This window comes from Streptomyces sp. NPDC059010 (genome assembly GCF_042740355.1).
GTDB lineage: Bacteria > Actinomycetota > Actinomycetes > Streptomycetales > Streptomycetaceae > Streptomyces.
In genome coordinates this window covers 27,134-43,898 of the sequence record NZ_JBHYJA010000067.1, presented here as the reverse complement: position 1 = coordinate 43,898, position 16,765 = coordinate 27,134, and the positions used below count along the sequence as shown (strand labels likewise).

13 protein-coding genes and 1 tRNA gene are annotated in these 16,765 nt (G+C 68.6%); 12 read left to right on the top strand and 2 right to left on the bottom strand.

The window, feature by feature from the left end; translation table 11 throughout:
- Positions 1-201 precede the first annotated feature (201 nt).
- Both ACFWYS_RS43195 and ACFWYS_RS43190 read left to right on the top strand, forming a co-directional pair.
- A complete protein-coding gene (locus ACFWYS_RS43195; protein WP_384781895.1) occupies positions 202-393 on the top strand; it encodes a helix-turn-helix transcriptional regulator in 192 nt (63 codons plus the stop codon).
- Positions 390-1,838 carry a tyrosine-type recombinase/integrase gene (locus ACFWYS_RS43190; protein ID WP_384781893.1) on the top strand — a complete coding sequence of 483 codons (1,449 nt, stop codon included), beginning with the start codon at positions 390-392 and terminating at the stop codon, positions 1,836-1,838. The genes ACFWYS_RS43195 and ACFWYS_RS43190 overlap by 4 nt, the downstream gene beginning before the upstream one ends.
- Positions 1,839-1,888: 50 nt before the next feature.
- Here the strand turns inward: ACFWYS_RS43190 and ACFWYS_RS43185 are convergent, their stop codons facing one another.
- Together ACFWYS_RS43185 and ACFWYS_RS43180 are read right to left on the bottom strand one after the other, a co-directional pair.
- Complete coding sequence (locus ACFWYS_RS43185) at positions 1,889-2,713, bottom strand: DUF6602 domain-containing protein (RefSeq protein WP_384781891.1); 825 nt, start codon at positions 2,711-2,713, stop codon at positions 1,889-1,891.
- Positions 2,714-2,880: 167 nt separating this feature from the next.
- Positions 2,881-2,952: transfer RNA gene (locus tag ACFWYS_RS43180), tRNA-Arg, on the bottom strand.
- A gap of 195 nt (positions 2,953-3,147) precedes the next feature.
- On the opposite strand from ACFWYS_RS43180, the gene ACFWYS_RS43175 reads away from it, so the two are divergent.
- The 10 genes from ACFWYS_RS43175 (at position 3,148) to rpmE (ending at position 16,681) form a co-directional block, all read left to right on the top strand.
- On the top strand, positions 3,148-3,672 hold the full coding sequence (locus ACFWYS_RS43175; RefSeq protein WP_384781903.1) for a response regulator: 525 nt from the start codon (positions 3,148-3,150) through the stop codon (positions 3,670-3,672).
- A 374-nt stretch (positions 3,673-4,046) separates the two neighbouring features.
- Positions 4,047-5,315 (top strand): ArgS-related anticodon-binding protein NrtL, encoded by a 1,269-nt coding sequence (gene nrtL / locus ACFWYS_RS43170; RefSeq protein WP_384781889.1) that lies wholly within the window; start codon positions 4,047-4,049, stop codon positions 5,313-5,315.
- A gap of 16 nt (positions 5,316-5,331) precedes the next feature.
- Positions 5,332-6,723, top strand: a complete 1,392-nt coding sequence (gene lysA / locus ACFWYS_RS43165) for a diaminopimelate decarboxylase (protein ID WP_384781887.1) — start codon at positions 5,332-5,334, stop codon at positions 6,721-6,723.
- Between the two features lie 158 nt (positions 6,724-6,881).
- Complete coding sequence (locus tag ACFWYS_RS43160) at positions 6,882-8,171, top strand: homoserine dehydrogenase (protein ID WP_384781901.1); 1,290 nt, start codon at positions 6,882-6,884, stop codon at positions 8,169-8,171.
- Positions 8,172-8,177: 6 nt separating this feature from the next.
- On the top strand, positions 8,178-9,236 hold the full coding sequence (thrC, locus tag ACFWYS_RS43155; protein ID WP_384781885.1) for a threonine synthase: 1,059 nt from the start codon (positions 8,178-8,180) through the stop codon (positions 9,234-9,236).
- 352 nt (positions 9,237-9,588) lie between these two features.
- Positions 9,589-10,506 (top strand): homoserine kinase, encoded by a 918-nt coding sequence (gene thrB, locus ACFWYS_RS43150; protein ID WP_384781883.1) that lies wholly within the window; start codon positions 9,589-9,591, stop codon positions 10,504-10,506.
- Positions 10,507-10,914: 408 nt separating this feature from the next.
- On the top strand, positions 10,915-12,951 hold the full coding sequence (rho, locus tag ACFWYS_RS43145; protein ID WP_384781881.1) for a transcription termination factor Rho: 2,037 nt from the start codon (positions 10,915-10,917) through the stop codon (positions 12,949-12,951).
- 244 nt (positions 12,952-13,195) lie between these two features.
- On the top strand, positions 13,196-14,977 hold the full coding sequence (locus tag ACFWYS_RS43140) for a trypsin-like serine protease (protein WP_384781899.1): 1,782 nt from the start codon (positions 13,196-13,198) through the stop codon (positions 14,975-14,977).
- A gap of 206 nt (positions 14,978-15,183) precedes the next feature.
- Complete coding sequence (locus ACFWYS_RS43135) at positions 15,184-16,320, top strand: LCP family protein (protein WP_384781879.1); 1,137 nt, start codon at positions 15,184-15,186, stop codon at positions 16,318-16,320.
- A gap of 139 nt (positions 16,321-16,459) precedes the next feature.
- Positions 16,460-16,681, top strand: a complete 222-nt coding sequence (gene rpmE / locus ACFWYS_RS43130; RefSeq protein ID WP_030740744.1) for a 50S ribosomal protein L31 — start codon at positions 16,460-16,462, stop codon at positions 16,679-16,681.
- The last annotated feature ends 84 nt before the right edge of the window (positions 16,682-16,765 follow it).

Below are 16,765 nucleotides of genomic sequence, written 5' to 3'. Positions count from 1 at the left end.
ACCCCCCCCGCCCTGCCGGGCCCCCCCCCCCATAACCTATCACCTCCCGGCCCCCCCCCCATAACCGGCGGTGGGCCGCGATGGACTGCACACGGGCGACACAAATCCGCAGGTCACAGGCTTGGGCCGCGATGGGCCGCGACCCACAGCATTGTGACCCCAACCCACCCCAGATCCCCCCCGCCTTGCCCGAGGAGTGTCATGGCTCGCGTCCGGGACGAGATGTTGACCATCCCCGAAGTGATCGAAGAGATAGGTGTACCGCGAGCGACGTTCTACCGCTGGCGGCAGTACAAGAAGGGCCCCAAGTCCATCAAGCTCCCGAACGGCGCGGTGCGAATCCGCCGGTCGGAACTGAGTCGGTGGCTCCAGACGCTGGAGGAGAGCGCGTGACGAAAGACACCGACAACGGGGCCGAGCAGAACAACCGCCCGGCCCCGGACGGGTTTTCGCTCGATGTGCGCCTATGGAAGGTGACCAAGGCGCAGAGCAAGACCCGTCCCCACCAACTCCGTTGGAAAGTCGGAGGAAAGGTTAGTAGCGCCACCTTTGCCACGGTGGCTCTCGCGGAGAGCCGTAGATCTGAACTGTGGCAGGCAATGCGCCGTGGCGAGGCATTCCGCATCACAGACGGACTGCCTGAATCCGAGGTACGGGCCGTGGCCACTGCGGAGCAAGCCCGTGAGGAACTTCCCTGGTTCGCGTTCTGTCGCGAGTACATGGCTATGCGCTGGCCGACCGCTGCGGCCAAGACCCGTGAGGGCATCGCCGACGGGCTCGCCGCGGTGACGCTGGCCCTAGTGGAGCAAGAACAGAAGATGCCGTCACCGGAAGAGCTGCGCCTCGCCTTCCGGTGGGCGGTCATTCCCAAGAACGCCGAACTTGACCCGCCGGAGGAACTTGAAGACGCCTACGGGTGGATCTCGAAGAAGTCGCTTCTCGTCTCCTCGCTGGAAGACCCGAAGATTCTCCGCGATGTTCAGTATCGGATCTCCTTCAAACTGGACGGCACTCCCGCGGCGGGGGAGACCTCCCGTCGTCGTCGGCGCGCGCTCAATACGGCGGTTGAATACGCCATCGAGCGCAAGCTTCTGACGGAGAACCCGCTCACCGCCATCAAGAAGGTGAAGAGTTCCTCATCGGACCGTGTGGACCCCCGTGTTCTCGTGAACAAGACGCAGGCTGCTCAACTCCTCGCCTCGGTCTCGTACGTTGGGACATGGGACCGCAAGAAGGGCCGACGCCTGGTGGGCTTCTACGCGGTCATGTACTTCGCAGGGCTCCGCCCGAGTGAGGCTGTGGGCCTGAGGAAGGCTGATTGCTTCCTCCCGGAGAAGGGGTGGGGCGTTCTGACGCTCCACGACACGCACCCCGTGTCGGGCAAGCAATGGACAGACAGCGGAGAGCGCCACGACAAACGCGGTCTGAAGTCGAGGGAGGCCAACGAAGACCGGCCGGTCCCGATCCCCCCGCCGCTCGTGGCCATGCTCCGCGCTCATCTGAAGGAGTTCGGCACGGCCAAGGACGGGCGGCTCTTCACGAACGAGCGGGGCGGTCTCGTGGGGAGCAGCACCTATTGGCGAGTGTGGCGGGACGCTCGGGAGTACGCGCTCTCACCGGACCTTCAGGCGTCCATCCTCGGAGGGCGACCGTACGACCTACGGCACACCTGCATCACCACCTGGCTGAACGCCGGCGTGCCTGTGGCCGAGGTCGCGCGTCGGGTCGGCAACTCGCCCGAGGTGATCCACCGCGTCTACGAGGGGTGCATCTACGGCCAGGAGGAGGCCATGAACAAGAAGATCGAAAAGGAACTCGACTGGCCTGGAGGCGCGTAGCTCAGGGCCTATGTCAATGCTTACTGACGCCGCCTGGTGATCCTGCCTGGTCACGGTTCAGGTGGCGAAGGCTGCTCATCCCACCTACAACGAGTTACTCCGAGTGGATGCTCCCGTGCATAGTCGTAGAGACGGAAGGGGGGCATCCAGGCGGTGGCAAAGTGCTGGTTGACGTGCAACGTCAGGGGCAATAGCACGTCCTCATCGTGCCAAGGGTCCATAGCCAGAAGGCTGGACCCTGGCTCTGGGGTTGGGTTAATGAACCCCGTTGCAGGGTCAGTCCAAGCCAAGAAGCCCTTGCCAAGGACCCAGATGCTGTCTGGCCGTTCATGCGGCTCGACCCCGGCGCACCATTCAAGGAAGTGATTGCCGAGCGTAGTGAGATCGATGCTGTCGAATGCGAAGATCATTCCGACCGTGGGCACGTAGGGGTACGTCCTGCCGTAGGCCGTGCGAGTCGGCTCGTGCCCAGGCGTCGGGTAGTAAGCCGTCTTGGTGAGTGCCTTGACCCGTTGAATCTTCTGGCATGCGTCTAGGAGCTGTTGGCGGTTGAGAGTGGTCTTGACCTCGATGACTCCGTACACACACTCATTCGGGAGAATCCGGTAACCCTGGAGGTCCGTGAGCGGGGGAGTGCTGCGGTCGATGACCACGATGTCGCACTGCGGGGATGTCTCGCCTGATGCCGAGATGATCTCGGCGCTACGGACCACTTCGGTATGGCCCGGTACCCGGCTAGCCAGGAGCTCTTGAACGAGAAGCTCGCGGTTCGATCCGGCTTCCCCTCGATGCTGGAACTCCTTCGACTGCTCGAAGTCCGCGTGCATCTTCTTGGCTACGGAGTGCAGGATGCTGGCGAGCCGGTTCTCTTCCACGATGCGACTGTAGAGGCGCTCCAAGCGCGGCGGCGAGGCTCTATCGCAGGTCTATCGCGATCAGCGCGAACCAACGACAAAGAGCGGGACCCAGTGAGACTGGCTCCCGCTCTTCATGCATGGCATCTGCGCTGGTCAACCGCATGATCTGGCTGGTTGAAGCGAAGTGCCCCCGGCAGGATTCGAACCTGCGCACACGGCTCCGGAGGCCGTTGCTCTATCCCCTGAGCTACGGGGGCGTGTCGGGCGCCTTGCTTGGCGGCGACGGGTAGAACCCTACCAGCTTCAGGCAGGTGTTCATGAACGGGTTTCCTGGTGGTGGCACCGGGTGCTACCTGGGGTGGCTCGCCCGCAGGGGGGTGGAAGTGGGGAAAACCCGGACGCGGTGGCCGGTCCCGACCTACTCTCAAGTTGTGCCAGGCGCGTCGGGCCGGGTGCTTGTTGTGGACGACAACAAGGTCATCCGGCAGCTGATCAGGGTCAATCTTGAGCTTGAGGGGCTTGAGGTCGTGACCGCGGCCGATGGTGCCGAGTGTCTCGATGTCGTTCATCAGGTGCGGCCCGATGTGGTCACGCTGGACGTGGTCATGCCGCGACTCGACGGGCTGCGGACCGCCGCCCGGCTGCGCTCCGATCCTCGTACCCGCGATCTTCCCCTCGCCATCATCAGCGCCTGTACCCAGTACGAGGTCGACAGCGGCCTCGATGTCGGCGTCGACGCCTTCCTCGCCAAGCCCTTCGAGCCCGCCGAACTCGTCAGTCTCGTACGGCGGTTGATCGAGCGGGCGCGGAGCACGGGCCGGGGTGGTGGGGGACAGGGTGCGGAACCGGCCGGGGGACTGAGCGGCGGCGAACTGAGCAGCGAGCTCGACCGTGTGGGCGACGGTCACGGCGAGGGCGATGCCGTCCTCGGCAGTGTCTTCGGAGCCGAGGAGGCCGCCGGGCGCACCGGCGGCTGACAGTAGCCGTGAGTTCCCGGTGAGGCGACGCCTCCCCCGACCGGCACCCGCGAACCGACACCGCCGGTTCGCACTCGGGCGACATCCCCGACAGGCACCCCTGGCAGACGCCCGTAACAGGTACTCCTGAACAGGTCCCCCTGAACAGGTCCCCCGGAACGGGTACTCCTGATCAGGTACCCCTGCCAGACGCCCTTGCCAGAGACGCCCCACCCGGCACCCCACCCGGCACCGCAGCCCCCGTCACGCAGTCGGCAGTGGCGCCGCGCCCGCCCGCCGCGACGGCCCCCGGGGTCCGCATCCAGCGTCCATATCGCGGACCCCTGCCAAACCCATTCGCATACCCACCCCCCTCCTCCCATACGCTTGTCCTCGTGACCCCCGTCGAGCTCTCCCGTACCGTCCTGTGGGCGGTGCGTCGTGCTGTCGACGAGGGAGAACTGCATGTCCAGGTGCCGGAGCGGGCCGACGTCACCCCTCCCGGGCCCGGTGGCTGTGGCGACTACGCCACCAACATCGCCCTCCAGCTGGCCCGCCCGGCCGGCCGGCCGCCGCAGTACGTCGCCGGGGTCCTCCAGGCCCACCTGCTCGGCACCGACGGCGTCACCGACGTCGTCGTCACGGGACCCGGCTTCCTGAACATCAGCCTCGGCGGCACCGCCACCGCCATCGCCACGGCCGCCCTCGTCGAGGAGATCCTGCGGCGCGGCACCCGTTACGGGCACGCGCGGGGCCCCTCCGCGGACTTCCTGCCGCTGGCCTGTCCGCGGGAGGTGCGGGCCGTCGTCGTCATGGACGCCCTCGCCCGGATCCTGCGGTCCCAGGGCGCCGCCGTCTCCACCCGCTGCGAGGGCGAGATCGCGCCGGAGTGGGTCGACATCCTGGGCGTACGTGTCGACGACCGACCCAAGCGGCGTAACCAGTCCGACCGGGCGGGCCAGCCCCGGCGGAAGTTGCCCGCCCCGCTCCATTACTCCGTCCGCCCGGTACCCGCTCCCGTCGACCCTCTCCCCCTCGGCCGCGACGCCGCCCGCTGGGCCCTCCTTCACCCCGCCGCCCACGACCGGCCCCGCATCACCGACGAGCACCTCGTCCAGCGCGAGAGCAACCCTCTCTTCCGCGTCCGTTACGCCCACGCCCGCACCCGGGCCCTCAGCCGTAACGCCGCCGACCTGGGATTCACCGCCGAACCCGGTGACGTACGAAACGAAGCCGTCGAACCCGGGGACGCACGAAACGACGGCGTCGAACCCGGCGCCGGACGACACGGCGTCGCCCAGCCCAGCCCCGGACGACATGACGTCGCCGAGCCCGGTGCCGGACGGCCTCACGTCGCCCAGCCCGGCCCCGCACGACACGAAGGCGTCGAGCTCAGGGACGTAGGGCACCACGTCACCGCCCTGCTCGCCGACCACCCCCGAGTCCTGGCCCAAGCCGCAGCGCAGCGCAGCCCCGATCGGCTTGCCCGGCATCTCGTCAGCGTCGCCGATGCCGTGCTGCCGCTGCTGCCCGCTGTCCTCCCGCGCGGTGCGGAGAAACCCTCGGCCGCCCATCGTGCCCGGCTCGCTCTTGCCGAAGCCGCCGGGGCGGTGCTGGCCGGTGGCCTGTCCCTGCTCGGTATCGACGCACCCGACCACCTCTGAGAGAGCCCAAAGAGAAATGAGCCGTTCCGCACACCCCGCCGGGCCCCGTCACGCCGACGTCCTTCCCGAGGGCCACTACTCCGCCCCGCCCGCCGACCTCAACGACCTCGACCCCAAGGTGTGGGCCCAGACCGTCGGCCGTGACGCCGACGGCGTCGTCACCGTCGGCGGTATCGATGTGAAGACCCTCGCCGAGCAGCACGGCACCCCGGCCTACTTCCTCGACGAGGCCGACTTCCGCGCCCGGGCGCGGGCCTGGCGCGGGGCGTTCGGCTCCGAGGCCGATGTGTTCTACGCCGGCAAGGCGTTCCTCTCGCGTGCCGTCGTGCGGTGGCTGCATGAGGAAGGACTCAATCTCGACGTCTGCTCCGGTGGCGAGCTCGCCACCGCCCTCTCCGCCGGTATGCCCGCCGACCGCATCGCCTTCCACGGCAACAACAAGTCCGCGGAGGAGATCCGCCGGGCCATCGGCGCCGGTGTCGGACGTATCGTCCTCGACTCCTTCCAGGAGATCGTGCGGGTCGCGCACATCGCGCAGGAGCTCGGCAAGCGGCAGCGGGTGCAGATCCGTATCACCGTGGGCGTGGAGGCACACACCCACGAGTTCATCGCCACCGCCCACGAGGACCAGAAGTTCGGCATCCCCCTCGCCGGCGGGCAGGCCGCCGAGGCCGTGCGGCGGGCGCTTCAGCTCGACGGGCTTGAGCTCATCGGGATCCACAGCCACATCGGGTCGCAGATCTTCGACATGTCCGGCTTCGAGGTCGCCGCCCATCGTGTCGTCGGGCTGCTCAAGGACATCCGTGACGAGCACGGCGTCGAGCTTCCCGAGATCGACCTCGGGGGCGGGCTCGGGATCGCGTACACCAGCGACGACGATCCCCGTGAACCCCACGAGATCGCCAAGGCGCTCACCGAGATCGTCACCCGTGAGTGCGAGGCCGCCCGCCTGCGCACGCCGCGGATCTCCGTCGAGCCGGGGCGTGCCATCGTCGGGCCCACCGCCTTCACGCTCTACGAGGTCGGCACCATCAAGCCGCTCGACGGTCTGCGGACGTACGTCTCCGTGGACGGGGGCATGTCCGACAACATCCGTACGGCCCTGTACGACGCCGAGTACAGCGTCGCCCTCGTGTCCCGGACCAGCGACGCCGAGCCCATGCTGGCCCGTGTCGTCGGCAAGCACTGCGAGAGCGGGGACATCGTGGTCAAGGACGCGTTCCTGCCCTCCGACCTGGCACCGGGTGACCTGATCGCCGTACCGGCCACGGGCGCCTACTGCAGGTCCATGGCCAGCAACTACAACCATGTGCTCCGGCCGCCGGTGGTCGCCGTCAACGACGGCGAGTCCCGGGTGATCGTCCGGCGTGAGACGGAGGAGGACCTCCTGCGTCTCGATGTCGGGTAGTCCGGAGAAGAACCCGGAACCCGGGGTGGAAGATCTCCTGTCATCCACCCCCGTACAAATGAAATCGATGTCTCACGATCCGGACGAAGGGCAGAAACTCCCGTCCGGTGAGTGAGACTGGTGCAACCGTAGACGGTATGAGGAAACGAGGTCGGATGATGCGTACGCGTCCGCTGAAGGTGGCGCTGCTGGGCTGTGGGGTTGTCGGCTCAGAGGTGGCGCGCATCATGACGACGCACGCCGACGACCTCGCCGCCCGGATCGGCGCCCCCGTGGAGCTCGCGGGGGTGGCCGTACGGCGGCCCTCCAGGGTTCGTGAGGGCATCGACCCCGCGCTCATCACCACCGATGCCACCGCCCTCGTCAAACGCGGCGACATTGATGTCGTGGTCGAGGTCATCGGGGGGATCGAGCCCGCCCGTTCCCTCATCACCGCCGCCTTCGAGCACGGCGCCTCCGTCGTGTCCGCCAACAAGGCGCTGCTCGCCCAGGACGGGGCCGCCCTGCACGCCGCGGCCGAGGCGAACGACAAGGACCTCTACTACGAGGCCGCCGTCGCCGGTGCCATCCCGCTGATCCGCCCGCTGCGCGAGTCCCTCGCCGGCGACAAGGTCAACCGGGTGCTGGGCATCGTCAATGGGACTACCAACTTCATCCTCGACAAGATGGACTCCACGGGGGCGGGGTATCAGGAGGCCCTCGACGAGGCCACCGCCCTGGGGTACGCGGAAGCCGACCCCACCGCCGACGTCGAAGGGTTCGACGCCGCCGCCAAGGCCGCCATCCTCGCCGGTATCGCCTTCCACACGCGCGTGCGTCTCGACGACGTCTACCGCGAGGGCATGACCGAGGTGACCGCGGCCGACTTCGCCTCCGCCAAGGAGATGGGCTGCACCATCAAGCTGCTCGCCATCTGCGAGCGTGCCGCGGACGGCGGGTCCGTCACCGCGCGCGTGCACCCCGCGATGATCCCGCTGACCCACCCGCTCGCCTCCGTGCGCGGCGCCTACAACGCCGTGTTCGTGGAGTCCGACGCCTCCGGGCAGCTCATGTTCTACGGCCCCGGCGCGGGTGGTTCCCCGACCGCCTCGGCCGTGCTCGGCGACCTCGTCGCCGTCTGCCGCAACCGGCTCAGCGGGGCAACGGGGCCCGGCGAGTCGGCCTATGCCGCCCTGCCCGTCTCACCGATGGGCGACGTCGTCACGCGCTATCACATCAGCCTCGACGTGGCGGACAAACCGGGTGTTCTCGCCCAGGTGGCGACCGTGTTCGCCGAGCACGGTGTGTCCATCGATACGGTTCGCCAGCAGGGCAAGGACGGCGAGGCCTCCCTCGTCGTCGTCACCCACCGTGCGTCCGACGCGGCCCTCGTCGGGACCGTCGAGGCGCTGCGCAAGCTCGACACCGTGCGGGGTGTCGCCAGCATCATGCGGGTTGAAGGAGAGTAACCAGCAATGACCCACCAATGGCGCGGAATCATCGAGGAGTACCGGGACCGGCTGCCCGTCTCCGACACCACGCCGGTCGTGACGCTCCGCGAGGGCGGCACGCCCCTCGTGCCCGCGCAGGTGCTCTCCGAGCGCACGGGCTGCGAGGTCCACCTCAAGGTGGAGGGTGCGAACCCGACCGGGTCCTTCAAGGACCGCGGTATGACCATGGCCATCAGCAAGGCCAAGGAGGAGGGGGCGAAGGCCGTCATCTGCGCCTCCACCGGGAACACCTCCGCCTCGGCCGCCGCCTACGGCGTGCGCGCGGGCATGGTTTCGGCCGTTCTCGTCCCGCAGGGCAAGATCGCGCTCGGCAAGATGGGCCAGGCCCTCGTGCACGGCGCGAAGATCCTCCAGGTCGACGGCAACTTCGACGACTGCCTCACGCTCGCCCGTGACCTGAGCGACAACTACCCCGTGGCGCTGGTCAATTCGGTCAACCCGGTGCGCATCGAGGGGCAGAAGACGGCCGCCTTCGAGATCGTGGACATGCTCGGCGACGCCCCCGACATCCACGTCCTTCCGGTGGGCAACGCGGGCAACATCACCGCGTACTGGAAGGGGTACAAGGAGTACGCCGCCGACGCCGTCTCGACGCACACCCCGCGCATGTGGGGCTTCCAGGCCTCCGGCTCGGCGCCCATCGTGCGCGGCGAGGTCGTCAAGGACCCGTCGACCATCGCCACCGCCATCCGTATCGGCAACCCGGCGTCCTGGCAGTACGCGCTCGCCGCGCGCGACGAGTCCGGCGGGTTCATCGACGAGGTGACGGACCGTGAAATCCTGCGCGCCTACCGGCTGTTGGCCGCGCAGGAGGGCGTCTTCGTCGAGCCCGCCTCCGCCGCGTCGGTCGCCGGTCTGCTGAAGGCCGCCGAGCAGGGCAAGGTCGACCCGGGGCAGCGCATCGTGTGCACCGTCACCGGCAACGGCCTCAAGGACCCCGACTGGGCCGTCGCCGGCGCCCCGCAGCCCGTCACCGTGCCGGTCGACGCGGCCACGGCCGCCGAGCGGCTCGGGCTGGCGTAAGCGGGCCCACACCCTGGCGTAGGGCGCCACACCCCGTCGCAGAGGGCTCGCGTACGCGAGTAAGAGGGCGCCCACCTGGGGAGCTTGCAGACGGGGGGTGCACAGGGGGCTTACGACACGCATCGTGCGCCTCCTGTGCGCCCTATGTCGCCACAGAACCTTCCTTCGATAGGCTGTACCGAACCCGCCCGCCGCATATGCCTCCGCATGGGGCACGTGGCCGCGTCGTCTGCGCGGCCCGCGAGCGGCAGGGGCACGCCACCGGCTTCACGGCCGGACGCGGCTCCAGGGTCCGTCGTACGTCATCGAATGTCTTCGACAATCACCGCAGCTCAAGGAGAGTCATCGAGCGATGGCCGGTCCAGCGTTCCGCGCCGCCGCCGTCCGGGTGCGCGTCCCCGCCACCAGCGCCAACCTCGGCCCGGGCTTCGACGCCCTCGGCCTGTCGCTGGGGCTCTACGACGACGTCGTCGTCCGGGTGGCCGACTCAGGGCTGCACATCGACATCGCGGGTGAGGGCAGCGAGACGCTGCCGCGTGACGAGAAGCACCTTCTCGTACGCTCCCTGCGCACCGCCTTCGACCTGCTGGGCGGCCAGCCGCGCGGACTGGAGATCGTCTGCGCCAACCGCATCCCGCACGGCCGGGGACTCGGCTCCTCGTCGGCCGCCATCTGCGCCGGCATCGTCGCCGCACGAGCCGTGACCATAGGCGGCGAGGCCAGGCTCGACGACACCGCCCTGCTCGAACTCGCCACCGAGATCGAGGGCCACCCCGACAACGTCGCGGCCTGTCTGCTCGGCGGATTCACCCTCTCCTGGATGGAGGCGGGTGCCGCGCGGGCGATCAGGATGGATCCAGCCGATTCCATCGTTCCGGTGGTTTTCGTGCCCGGAAAGCCGGTCCTCACCGAGACCGCGCGCGGTCTGCTCCCGCGCAGCGTGCCGCACGTTGACGCCGCCACCAACGCGGGCCGCGCCGCCCTGCTGGTCGAGGCCCTGACCAGGCGCCCCGAACTGCTGCTGCCCGCCACCGAGGACCGTCTCCATCAGGAGTACCGCGCGCCCGCCATGCCCGAGAGCGCGGCACTGGTGGAGCGGCTGCGGGCCGACGGCGTCCCGGCGGTCATCTCCGGTGCGGGACCCACTGTGCTGGCACTGGCCGACGAGGACAGCGCCGACAAGGTCGCCCATCTGGCAGGCGAGGGGTGGGCCGCGAACCGGCTCGACCTCGACGCCCAGGGTGCGAGCGTGCTGCCGCTTGCGACCTGACACACGGTTGCCGGATTTCGAGAGGGGGAATGTTTGTTGGATCCGGTAGTGTTAACCTCAAGTCTGCACCCGACCCCACCATGGCGAGGTGCTTCGTGTCCCCGTCCGGGACAGACATTCTTCCGGGAGCCTCCCAAGCCGCACTGTGTTCCGTACGACGTACGCGGGCAGTACGTCGTACACGAGCACTGAGCGACTCGCCGGGCACGCTCCGGAACCGGCGCGACCGAGCCGAATGACACAGACACTCAGTGCCACGGTTCTGGGAAGCGCCATCACCAGATATTTCTTCCGCCGCTTTGGCGGACCACCGCCCCGGCACGGTCCACACACCAGGGACCGAAGTCGGACAGCACAACCGGTCGCCGAGCCAGACAGGCCGACGTCCGCTCCAGGGAAGGACCCTTCGTGAGCGACACCACCGATCTGATGGGCGCACGTGTCGAGGAGACCGCTGCCGCGCCCGCCACGGACGCCTCCGCGCCTGCCACCGGTGCAGGCTCCCGGCGGCGCCGCGGTACCGGCCTTGAGGGCATGGTGCTGGCAGAGCTGCAGCAGGTCGCATCCGGCCTCGGCATCAGGGGCACCGCGCGCATGCGCAAGAGCCAGCTGATCGAGGTCATCAAGGAGGCGCAGGCCGGGGGAGGTGCCGCGGCTCCCAAGGCGGAGGCCGCCACCGAGACCAAGCCCAAGCGCCGCGCCACCTCCAAGGCTCGTACCGGCGAAGACGCCGAGAAGAAGGCGGAGAAGGCGGCTGAGGCCCCCGCCGAGAAGGCCGTGGCCCAGCAGCAGATCGAGATTCCCGGCCAGCCGGCTGGGGGCCCCTCCCGCGCGAGCGAATTCGAGCGCGGGGGAGAGGACGCGCCGGCCGAGCGCCGCCGTCGCCGCGCCACCGCCGAGGCGGGCGCCCCCGAGACGGTCGCCGCCGAGGCCAAGAGCGAGCCGAAGGCCGAGACGCCCGCGCAGTCGCAGGCCCAGCAGGGCGACGCCAAGGGTGACGCCGGTGAGGGCGCCGAGGGCCGTCGTCGTGACCGCCGTGAGCGCGGCCGCGACCGCGACCGTGACCGTGGCGACCGCGGTGACCGCGGTGACCGTCGCAAGGGCGACGACCAGCAGGGCGGCGGCCGTCAGGACCGCCAGCAGGGCCAGCAGCAGGGCGGCGGCCGTCAGGACCGTCAGCGCGACAACGGCCCGCAGGACGACGATGACTTCGAGGGCGGCCGCCGTGGCCGTCGCGGGCGTTACCGGGACCGCCGGGGCCGTCGTGGCCGCGACGACGTGCAGGAGCCGCAGATCAACGAGGACGACGTCCTGATCCCGGTCGCGGGCATCCTGGACATCCTCGACAACTACGCCTTCATCCGTACGTCGGGCTACCTGCCGGGTCCGAACGACGTGTACGTCTCCCTCGCCCAGGTCCGTAAGAACGGCCTGCGCAAGGGTGACCACATCACCGGTGCGGTCCGTCAGCCCAAGGAAGGCGAGCGGCGCGAGAAGTTCAACGCGCTGGTGCGTCTCGACTCCGTCAACGGCATGGCGCCCGAACACGGCCGCGGCCGCCCGGAGTTCAACAAGCTGACGCCGCTGTACCCGCAGGACCGCCTCCGCCTGGAGACGGACCCCGGTGTCCTCACCACCCGCATCATCGACCTCGTCGCGCCGATCGGTAAGGGCCAGCGCGGTCTGATCGTGGCTCCGCCGAAGACCGGCAAGACCATGATCATGCAGGCGATCGCCAACGCGATCACGCACAACAACCCCGAGTGCCACCTGATGGTCGTCCTCGTCGACGAGCGTCCGGAAGAGGTCACCGACATGCAGCGGTCGGTGAAGGGCGAGGTCATCTCCTCGACCTTCGACCGCCCGGCCGAGGACCACACCACGGTCGCCGAGCTCGCCATCGAGCGCGCCAAGCGTCTGGTGGAGCTGGGCCACGACGTGGTCGTGCTGCTCGACTCGATCACGCGTCTGGGCCGTGCGTACAACCTGGCCGCCCCGGCCTCCGGCCGCATCCTGTCCGGTGGTGTCGACTCGACCGCGCTGTACCCCCCGAAGCGCTTCTTCGGTGCGGCCCGCAACATCGAGGACGGCGGCTCGCTGACCATCCTCGCCACCGCCCTGGTGGACACCGGGTCCCGCATGGACGAGGTGATCTTCGAGGAGTTCAAGGGCACCGGCAACGCGGAGCTCAAGCTCGACCGCAAGCTCGCCGACAAGCGCATCTTCCCGGCGGTGGACGTCGACGCGTCCGGCACCCGTAAGGAAGAGATCCTGCTCGGCAACGAAGAGCTGGCGATCGTATGGAAGCTGCGCCGGGTGCTGCACGCGCTCGACCAGCAGCAGGCGATCGAGCTGCTCCTCGACAAGATGAAGCAGACCAAGTCGAACGCCGAGTTCCTGCTGCAGATCCAGAAGACGACGCCGACGCCGGGTAACGGCGACTAGACGCTCCGCTGCGAGAGCCGAAGGACCACCGTTGTACTTCGGCCGCGGGCCGTCTTGTGGTTGATCGCGCAGTTCCCCGCGCCCCTTTGGGGCGTTGAGGCCGCCCTACGTCATTCAGTGACGTAGGGCGGCCTTTTGGCGCTGATAGGAGCGGGCGCATCGGTGCGCCCCTTCCTACTCATGCATCCCTGGGGGGACCTTCTTGACCACCACTCCGTCCGGCAGCGGTCGTCACAGACGCCGGATACGTATCGGGCTGCCCGTCGCCGCCGTCGGTGTCGCCGCGGCCGTCGCCGCCGCGCTGCTGACCTCGTCCGCGGGGGCCGCCACCGCGCAGCCGAAGCCCACCGTGAAGCCCGCCACCCGTTCGGTCTCGCCGGCCGAGCTGGAGCGGCGGGTCGCCGGGGCCGTCGCCGGTGACGACGTCGCGGGGGAGACGTCGAAGAAGTCGTCGTACAGCGCCGGCACCAGCGGCTCCTCCGGTGACTCCACGGTGAGCCCCATGGTCATCGGCGGCACCACCACCAGCATCACCTCCGCGCCCTGGATGGCGCAGCTCTGGTACTACGACGACAAGGGCACCACCGACGAGGCCGACGACATCGGCTTCTTCTGCGGGGGCGCCGTCGTCGCGCCGACGAAGATCCTGACCGCCGCGCACTGCGTCAAGGGCTACGACTGGTACAACTACGGCGCCGTCGTCACCGGCACCGCCCAGCTGCCCACCACCGACGACGCCGGCAACACCGACCTGCACGGCGGCACCGTCACGCTGCCGCAGCGGCAGTGGAACCACCCGTCGTACAACGCGACGACGATCGACAACGACATGGCCGTCATCACGCTGGCGAACGCCGTCAAGGCGACGCCGATCCGTATGACGACGTCCGGTGACACCGCCTCGTACGCGGCCGGGACGAGCGCCAAGGTCTACGGCTGGGGCCGTACCAGCTCCACCACCCAGGACGTCTCCCAGACACTGAAGACGGCCACACTGCCCGTCCAGTCCGACAGCACCTGCACCGGCTACTACGGCACCGATTTCATCAAGGGCCACATGGTCTGCGCGGGCAACCCGGCCAGCGGCAGCGACAGTGGCACCACCTCCGCCTGCAACGGCGACTCCGGTGGGCCGCTCGTCGTGAACGGGCGGATCGTCGGTGTGGTGTCGTGGGGTGTGCAGGACTGTGTCGCCGAGGGGGCGTACAGCGTCTTCTCGAAGGTCAGCAGCTACGTCGGTGCCGCCTACCCGCGGGTCGACGACACCAACATCAGCGGTGACCACAAGGCCGATCTATGGGTGCGCAACTCCTCCACCGGGACCGGCTACTCGAAGGACTCCAACGGCAGCTCCTTCGCCGCGCGTGAGTCCTGGGGCGACTGGAACGGCGTGAACGTCGTCCTGCAGAGCGACCTCGACCGTGACGGCTACCAGGACCTGGTGTACCGGCGCAGCTCCGACGGCGACGTGTTCTGGTCGCACTATGTGCAGTCCAGTGGCAGCTGGGCCACCAAGCAGATCGCCGACAACTGGAAGACCCGCACCCGCATCGTCACCCCGGGCGACGTCACCGGCGACTACCTGCCCGACCTGCTCTCGGTCGACTCCGGCGGCTACTTGTGGATCTACCCGGGCCAGGGCAACGGCACGTTCGGGACCAGGGTGCAGGTCGGCTCCGGCTGGAACCAGTACAACTCCCTGCGCGGACACGGCGACTTCACCGGCGACGGCAAGACCGACCTCATCGCCCGTGCGAGCAGCAACGGCTATCTGTACCTGTACAAGGGCACCGGCAAGTCCGGGACGGGAGCCTTCTCCAGTCGCATCAAGGTGCGCGAGTGGGCCGGCTACAACGCCTTCGACGCGGTCGGCGACATCAGCGGGGACGGCAAGGCCGACTTCCTGGCCCGTACGCCCGGCGGCACGCTCTATCTGTACAAGGGCACCGGAAAGGCCACCAGCGAGATCTTTGCCACAAGGATCTCGGTCGGTACGGACTTCAAGCAGTACGACATCTTCGGCTGAAACCGCAGGTGAGGCGGGTACACCCGGTATCACCGACTACGCACTGTGCCCACTGCCCCCAGGCGGTGGGCACAGTCCGTTGTGCAACCCTTTCCCGGGTTTCCCCGTCTGACCGGACGGGGTGACGATGGTGTGGTACGGGCCCAATTGACCACGCCTGACCCTGACTGCAGGGGGTAACCGATCGGATCAGAACCGAGGAGCACATGTCCGCCGAGAGCACGCCGGAACCCGGCATACCGGGTGACACCGGCACCGCAGGTCCACGCAATCGCGCCAAGGGCCGCCGTCGCAAGCCCCGCGACAAACGCAAGGGCCTGATGATCATGGCCTGGACGGCCGCCGGGATCGTGGTCCTGGGCGGAACCGGCGCCGGGTACCTGTACTTCAAGCTCAACGGCAACATCAAGAGCGTGGACATCGACCAGGCACTCGGTACCGACCGGCCGCAGAAGGTCGACAACGGCTCGGAGAACATCCTCGTCCTCGGCTCGGACACCCGCTCCGGCGGCAACAAGAAGCTCGGCGGAGGCACCGACGACGGCAGTGCCCGCTCGGACACGGCGATGATCCTGCACGTCTACGAGGGCCACAAGAAGGCCAGCGTGGTCTCCATTCCGCGCGACACCCTGATCGACCGCCCCGAGTGCACCGACACCAACGGCAAGAAGCACCCGGCGGCGTCCGGCGTGATGTTCAACGAGTCGTACTCCACGGGCGGTGCCGCCTGCGCCGTGAAGACCGTCGAGTCGTTCAGCGGTGTCCGCATGGACCACTACCTGGAGGTCGACTTCGCCGGCTTCCAGAAGCTCATCGACGAGCTCGGCGGCGTCGAGGTCACCACCACCAAGAACATCAGCGACCCCGACAGCCACCTCGACCTCAAGGCCGGCACCCATCAGCTCACCGGCAAGCAGGCCCTCGGCCTGGTCCGCACCCGGCACGGCGTCGGCGACGGCTCCGACCTCGGCCGTATCCAGCTCCAGCAGGCCTTCATCAAGGCGCTGATCAACCAGGTCAAGGACATCAACCTGTTCGGCAACCCCAAGCGGCTGTACGACCTGGCCAACACCGCCACCAAGACGGTCACCACCGACTCCGACCTCGGCTCGGTCAACAAGCTCATGTCCTTCGCGGGCGGCCTCAAGGGCATCAGCTCCAAGAACATGAACATGGTCACGATGCCGGTCCAGTACGACCCGGCGGACCCGAACCGCGTGATCGTCGCGAAGACCAAGGCCCAGCTGGTGTGGGACGCCCTGAAGGCGGACAAGGCGATCCCGAAGGCAGCGACCGAAGGTACCGCGACCGGTGATGCCAAGGGCGTCGTCAACGCCGGCTGAGGGCCCGCCGGGAATACCCGGCGCCAACCCCCGGTTTGGGGGGATGGCCCCAGTCCTGGCAGACTGGTACGTCGGCCCCGGTTCACGCTCCCGCACCCCGCGGTGGCGACCCGGTGCCCTCCCGAAACTAGGAGACACCTTGAAGCGCGACATCCACCCCGCGTACGTCGAGACGCAGGTCAGCTGCACCTGTGGCGCGTCGTTCACCACCCGTAGCACGATCGAGAGCGGCACCATCCGTGCCGAGGTCTGCTCCGAGTGCCACCCGTTCTACACGGGCAAGCAGAAGATCCTCGACACCGGTGGCCGTGTGGCCCGTTTCGAGGCCCGCTTCGGCAAGGCCGCCGGCTCCAAGAAGTAGCGAGCCCCATTTCGCCGGTCCACGGTCGCGCCCTCTCACAGGCGTGCCGGGACCGGCGTTTTTGGTCGCCCGCCCTGCACAGCC

Excerpts from the sequence above, each read along its gene's own strand:
- lysA (WP_384781887.1), top strand. The coding sequence starts at position 5,332 with ATGAGCCGTTCCGCACACCCCGCCGGGCCCCGTCACGCCGACGTCCTT.
- ACFWYS_RS43160 (WP_384781901.1), top strand. The coding sequence starts at position 6,882 with ATGCGTACGCGTCCGCTGAAGGTGGCGCTGCTGGGCTGTGGGGTTGTC.
- ACFWYS_RS43135 (WP_384781879.1), top strand. The coding sequence starts at position 15,184 with ATGTCCGCCGAGAGCACGCCGGAACCCGGCATACCGGGTGACACCGGC.
- thrB (WP_384781883.1), top strand. The coding sequence starts at position 9,589 with ATGGCCGGTCCAGCGTTCCGCGCCGCCGCCGTCCGGGTGCGCGTCCCC.
- thrC (WP_384781885.1), top strand. The coding sequence starts at position 8,178 with ATGACCCACCAATGGCGCGGAATCATCGAGGAGTACCGGGACCGGCTG.
- ACFWYS_RS43195 (WP_384781895.1), top strand. The coding sequence starts at position 202 with ATGGCTCGCGTCCGGGACGAGATGTTGACCATCCCCGAAGTGATCGAA.